The sequence below is a fragment of the Pseudomonas sp. Sample_24 genome (assembly GCF_004307605.1).
GTDB lineage: Bacteria > Pseudomonadota > Gammaproteobacteria > Pseudomonadales > Pseudomonadaceae > Aquipseudomonas.
This window is the reverse complement of sequence record NZ_RCNW01000305.1, coordinates 1-5,662: the sequence shown is the minus strand read 5'-3', so window position 1 is coordinate 5,662 and position 5,662 is coordinate 1. Positions and strand designations below refer to the sequence as shown.

The following is a 5,662-nucleotide window of genomic DNA, read 5'->3' as shown; positions in this document are numbered from 1 at the left end:
GAAAAGTGGCAGAACAAGGTGCGCTACCTGCTGGTGGACGAATACCAGGACACCAACGCCAGCCAGTATTTGCTGGTGAAAATGCTCATCGGCAAGCGCAACCAGTTCACCGTGGTGGGCGACGACGACCAGTCGATCTACGCCTGGCGTGGCGCGCGCCCGGAAAACCTGATGCTGCTCAAGGACGACTACCCGTCCTTGAAAGTGGTGATGCTGGAGCAGAACTACCGCTCCACCAGCCGCATCCTGCGCTGCGCCAACGTGCTGATTTCGAACAACCCGCACGAATTTGAAAAGCAGCTGTGGAGTGAAATGGGCCACGGCGACGAGATCCGCGTGATCCGCTGCCGCAACGAGGACGCCGAAGCCGAGCGCGTGGCCATGGAAATCCTCAGCCTGCACTTGCGCACCGACCGTCCGTACAGCGATTTCGCGATCCTTTATCGCGGCAACTACCAGGCCAAGTTGATCGAGCTGAAATTGCAGCACCACCAGGTGCCGTATCGCCTGTCCGGCGGCAACAGCTTTTTCGGCCGTCAGGAAGTGAAGGACCTGATGGCCTACTTCCGCCTGATCGTGAACCCGGACGACGACAACGCCTTCCTGCGGGTGATCAACGTGCCGCGTCGCGAGATCGGCTCGACCACCCTGGAAAAACTCGGCAACTATGCGACCGAGCGCAAGATCTCGATGTACGCCGCCACCGACGAAATCGGCCTGGGTGAGCATCTGGACAGCCGCTTCACCGATCGCCTGTCGCGTTTCAAGCGCTTCATGGACAGGGTCCGCGAGCAGTGTGCCGGCGAAGATCCGATCTCGGCGCTGCGCAGCATGGTCATGGACATCGACTACGAGAACTGGCTGCGCACCAACAGCTCCAGCGACAAGGCCGCCGACTACCGCATGGGTAACGTCTGGTTCCTGATCGAGGCGTTGAAAAACACCCTGGAGAAGGACGAAGAAGGCGAGATGACCGTCGAGGACGCCATCGGCAAACTGGTCTTGCGCGACATGCTCGAGCGTCAGCAGGAAGAAGAAGACGGCGCCGAAGGCGTGCAGATGATGACCTTGCACGCCTCCAAGGGCCTGGAATTCCCCTACGTGTTCATCATGGGCATGGAAGAGGAAATCCTCCCGCACCGCTCCAGTATCGAAGCCGATACCATCGAAGAAGAACGCCGCCTGGCCTACGTGGGCATCACCCGCGCGCGCCAGACCCTGGCCTTTACCTTCGCTGCCAAGCGCAAGCAGTACGGCGAGATCATCGATTGCGCGCCGAGCCGCTTCCTCGATGAGTTGCCACCGGACGACCTCGCCTGGGAAGGCAACGACGATACCCCGACCGAAGTCAAAGCCGTGCGCGGAAACAACGCATTGGCGGATATACGCGCGATGTTAAAGCGCTAGAATTGACACTTTTATTGACACCTTCGGCGCAAAAGGCGCCAACAGAGGACAGCTTCATGGAAGCACTGCACCAGAAAATTCGTGAACAAGGCATCGTGCTTTCCGACCAGGTCCTGAAAGTCGACGCCTTTCTGAACCACCAGATCGACCCGGCCCTGATGAAGCTGATCGGCGACGAGTTCGCCTCGCTGTTCAAGGACTCGGGCATCACCAAGATCGTCACCATCGAAGCCTCGGGCATTGCACCGGCGATCATGACCGGCCTGAACCTCGGTGTACCGGTGATTTTCGCCCGCAAGCACCAGTCCCTGACCCTGACCGAAAACCTGCTGTCGGCGACCGTCTACTCGTTCACCAAGCAGACCGAAAGCACCGTGGCGATCTCCCCGCGCCACCTGACCAGCAGCGACCGCGTGCTGATCATCGATGACTTTCTGGCCAACGGTAAGGCATCCCAGGCGCTGATCTCGATCATCAAGCAGGCTGGCGCGACCGTAGCCGGCCTGGGCATCGTGATCGAGAAATCGTTCCAGGGTGGGCGTGCCGAGTTGGATTCTCAGGGCTATCGCGTGGAATCGCTGGCGCGCGTCAAGTCGCTGAAAGATGGCGTTGTGACCTTCATCGAATAACCACACCGCAAATCACTGTGGGAGCTGGCTTGCCAGCGATGGCGGCCAGACAGCCAACGAAGATGTTGAATGTCAGGGCCTCATCGCTGGCAGGCCAGCTCCCACAGTTGTGTTGGGTGGCAGCTATTGCGCGGTAGCCTTCAGGCCGGTTAGCAGGAGGCGTTGATAAAGGTCTTCTTTCAACCCTTCCGGCTGGCTCAGCTGCATCCGCTCCAGGTGTCCGGGAAATGTCGAAGCCTCGGGTGCATCCAGCGCCGCCTTGCCCAACTCCAGAATCTCGCTCAGCTTGAACTTGCTCTTCAACCAGTTCAGCGCCCGCAACACGTCCCGCTCCACTTCGGTGAAATCACAGCCCAACGGATACTCGGGAAACAGCGGCGCATGCCGCGCGGCGATCGCCTGCAAACGTTCAGGGCGGTTGTCGGTAAAGCGCGGATCGAGGTGGAAATCCTTCGGTAGCTTGCCAACCTTTTGCGCCTGTTCGATCAGCCCTGGCTGAAAGCGTGAGTCACTGATATTGAGCAAGGCTTCGATCACTGCTGCATCGGTTTTGCCGCGAAGATCGGCGATGCCGTATTCGGTGACCACAATATCGCGCAGATGCCGCGGAATGGTGCAGTGGCCGTACTCCCAAACAATGTTCGAACTGACCTCGCCCCCCGACTCGCGCCAGCTGCGCAGCAGCAACACCGAGCGCGCGCCTTGCAGTGCATGACCCTGCACCACAAAGTTGTACTGCCCGCCTACGCCGCTGAGCACGCGCCCGTCTTCGAGCTGATCCGCCACGGCAGCCCCCAGCAGGGTCACGGTAAACGCCGTGTTGATGAACCGCGCATCGAGGCGCTGCAAACGCTTGAGTTCTTCCTGACCGTATAGCTCGTTGATGTAGCTGATGCGGGTCATGTTGAATTCGAGCCGCTTGTTTTGCGGCAACTCACGCAAGCGCTCATAGAAACTGCGCGGCCCGAGAAAGAAACCGCCGTGGACCGAGATGCCATCGGTTTGCGCCGCTTCGTCGAGGGTGCCGGCATTCGCCTGCTGCTGGGTCGGCACATCGGGGTACACCTTGCGCCGCACGATGCCCGCATCGGCCAGCACCAGCAGGCCGTTGACGAACATTTCGCTGCAACCGTAAAGGCCTCTGGCGAATGGCTCGATGCCGCCTTCGCGCTCGATCAGTTGCGCCCACTGGCTGAGATTTACATCCGCCAACACTGCCTTGTAACCGTCGTTGTCGGCTTGGCGCGCCAGCAACGCCGCCGTCAGCGCGTCGCCCATGGAACCGATGCCGATCTGCAAAGTACCGCCATCGCGCACCAGTGTGCTGGCATGCAGGCCGATCAGATGATCCTGCAAACCCACCGGCATGTTCGGTGTGGAGAACAGGGTTGTGTTGTCTTTCTCGTCAATCAAAAGGTCAAACGTATCGATCCCGACTTCGGCATCACCGGGCATGTAGGGCAAATCGTTATGCACCTGGCCGACCATCAGAATGGTCTCGCCGGCAGCCCGGCGCCTGGCGATCATCGGCAACAGGTCGAGGGTGATGTCCGGGTTGCAGCTCAGACTCAAGCGATCGGGATGATCAGCGTGGCTGGCAACCAGTTGCGCCACCAGGTTCAACCCGGCGGCGTTGATGTCCCGGGCCGCGTGACTGTAATTGCTGCTGACGTAATCCTGCTGCGCCGCTGCGCTGTTGAGCAGGCTGCCAGGTTGCATGAAGAACTGCTGGATGCGGATATTGACCGGCAAGCTGTCGCGGCGCAGATCGGCTAGAAACTCCAGTTCCGGATAATCGCCGAAGACATTTTCGATGAAGGGCTCGAGAAAGCGCTTTTGCAAGCCGTCGCCCAATGGCGGGCGACCAAGGCACAACGCGGTGTAGATCGTCAGCTGCCGCTGCGGCAACTGCGCCACGCGCCGATACAGCGCGTTGACGAAATGGTTGGGCTTGCCCAGGCCCAGGGGCAGGCCCATGTGAATATGCGCTGGCAACCGCGCCAGTACGTCGTCGACTGCTTGCTCGATAGAACACAGCTGCACCATCCGATCCTCCCTTACATTCCATGACGTGGGGTTGGACCGAGCTTGCCGGGTCTTTGCTGCAATGAACAGTCTTTAAAGTGGGAGCCAGCCTGCTGGCGATAGCGGAGTGTCAGGCAGCAAGGATGTTGTTTGTGCCGACGTCATCGCGGGCAAGCCGCGCTCCCACAGGTTTTGATGTTCGCCGCAGTTTTTGTGCACGGCGCAAACCACCTGCTCGCGATGGTCGTCAACGATAACGCGGAGTGTCTGATGCCCCGTTGCGTCTGTTGGTTTTTTCGCGAGCAGGCTCGCTCCTACAGGGAGGGCGCGGTTTATTTGCAATCGCAGGCACAAAAAAGCCGCTCGCAAGCGGCTTTTTGGCGTCAGAGTCGGGCTGTTACAGACCGGACATCTCTTTGATCGCGCCTTTGAGTTCGTCATCGGTGCAATCGGCGCAAGTGCCTTTAGGCGGCATCGCGTTGATACCGGTAATGGCTTTGGCCAGGATGCCGTCGAGGCCGCCCTGGTGATCGGCACGCTCTTTCCAGGCAGCCTTGTCGCCGATTTTCGGCGCACCCAGCAGGCCGGTACCGTGGCAAGCGTTGCAGTGCTTGGCAATCACATCTTTAGGTGCTTTAGCACCACCACCGCCGCCGGCAGTAGCGGCGACTTCCATGCCCTTGCACTCTTTACCTTGAACACACACCTGGCCGACTGGCTCGAGGCGTTTGGCAATTTCGTCGTTCGTCGCAGCTTGAGCGCTGACAGCCCAGAGGGCCAATACGGTTGCTGGTACGGCCAGCATTTTCATAATTAGATTCACGCGTTCACCCTCAATGGTGGCTAGTCACGCCTACGGCCACGGTTCGCAGGCGGGCGCAAGTATAGCGGTAAGCCCGCGACACTGAAACAACCCCAAAGTCGAAGGGGTCTTGTTGTGCAACGGTAAAACGGCTTGGGTGCCTCGGCCATGCTGGCAGGGCGCCTCTTTTCTTAAAAGTTTGCCGGTGTAGCTGCGCTGATTAGTCGCGCCGGCGCGTCGAACGGATTTCGGAAACGGTGCGGCTTGGTACTTTCAAAGTAGTAGCTATCGCCCGCTTCGAGCACAAAAGTTTCAAGCCCGACGACAAGTTCCAGTCGGCCTTCCACCAGAATTCCGGTTTCCTCGCCCTCATGGGTGAGCATCTCCTCACCGGTGTCGGCGCCTGGCGGGTAGATTTCATTGAGGAACGCGATAGCCCGGCTCGGGTGTGCCCGGCCGACCAGTTTCATGGTCACGGCGCCATCGGAAATATCGATCAGCTCGTTGGCCTTGTAGACGATCTGAGTCGGTATTTCCTGCAGGATTTCTTCGGAAAAGAACTCGACCATGGACATGGGAATCCCGCCCAACACTTTCCTCAGCGAGCTGATCGAGGGGCTGACGCTGTTTTTCTCGATCATCGAAATGGTGCTGTTGGTGACGCCCGCACGCTTGGCGAGCTCACGCTGGGAAAGACCTTTGTGCTTACGGATCGATTGCAGTCGTTCGCCGACCTCCAATGCAGGAGCCTCCAGGGATTCAGTTTGTTGGAATATTGAGCGTTATCATGGCGACAGCG

The 5,662-nt window shown here is 59.3% G+C and carries 5 protein-coding genes; 2 read left to right on the top strand and 3 right to left on the bottom strand.

Annotated elements, in window-relative coordinates; translation table 11 throughout:
- Together D8V06_RS16420 and D8V06_RS16415 are read left to right on the top strand one after the other, a co-directional pair.
- A partial coding sequence (locus D8V06_RS16420; RefSeq protein WP_130931327.1) for a 3'-5' exonuclease occupies positions 1 to 1,407 on the top strand: 1,407 nt, incomplete at its 5' end.
- A 56-nt stretch (positions 1,408 to 1,463) separates the two neighbouring features.
- On the top strand, positions 1,464 to 2,036 hold the full coding sequence (locus D8V06_RS16415; RefSeq protein WP_056854144.1) for a xanthine phosphoribosyltransferase: 573 nt from the start codon (positions 1,464 to 1,466) through the stop codon (positions 2,034 to 2,036).
- Positions 2,037 to 2,159: 123 nt separating this feature from the next.
- On the opposite strand, the gene D8V06_RS16410 is transcribed toward D8V06_RS16415, so the two are convergent.
- The 3 genes from D8V06_RS16410 to D8V06_RS16400 all read right to left on the bottom strand — a co-directional run bounded on the left by D8V06_RS16410 (position 2,160) and on the right by D8V06_RS16400 (position 5,603).
- Positions 2,160 to 4,082, bottom strand: coding sequence for an acetyl-CoA hydrolase/transferase C-terminal domain-containing protein (locus D8V06_RS16410; RefSeq protein WP_130931323.1), 1,923 nt, complete (start codon positions 4,080 to 4,082; stop codon positions 2,160 to 2,162).
- A gap of 376 nt (positions 4,083 to 4,458) precedes the next feature.
- The gene (locus D8V06_RS16405) at positions 4,459 to 4,872 is read right to left on the bottom strand and encodes a c-type cytochrome (RefSeq protein WP_056854146.1); all 414 of its coding nucleotides are present in this window, start codon (positions 4,870 to 4,872) and stop codon (positions 4,459 to 4,461) included.
- A gap of 182 nt (positions 4,873 to 5,054) precedes the next feature.
- Positions 5,055 to 5,603: a cupin domain-containing protein gene (locus D8V06_RS16400; protein ID WP_130931322.1), complete on the bottom strand. Its 549-nt coding sequence runs from the start codon at positions 5,601 to 5,603 to the stop codon at positions 5,055 to 5,057.
- Positions 5,604 to 5,662: the final 59 nt, after the last annotated feature.

What these genes read in the sequence shown, in the direction of transcription:
- D8V06_RS16415 (WP_056854144.1), top strand. Translation starts at nt 1,464, where the DNA reads ATGGAAGCACTGCACCAGAAAATTCGTGAACAAGGCATCGTGCTTTCC.
- D8V06_RS16410 (WP_130931323.1), bottom strand. Translation starts at nt 4,082, where the DNA reads ATGGTGCAGCTGTGTTCTATCGAGCAAGCAGTCGACGACGTACTGGCG.
- D8V06_RS16405 (WP_056854146.1), bottom strand. Translation starts at nt 4,872, where the DNA reads ATGAAAATGCTGGCCGTACCAGCAACCGTATTGGCCCTCTGGGCTGTC.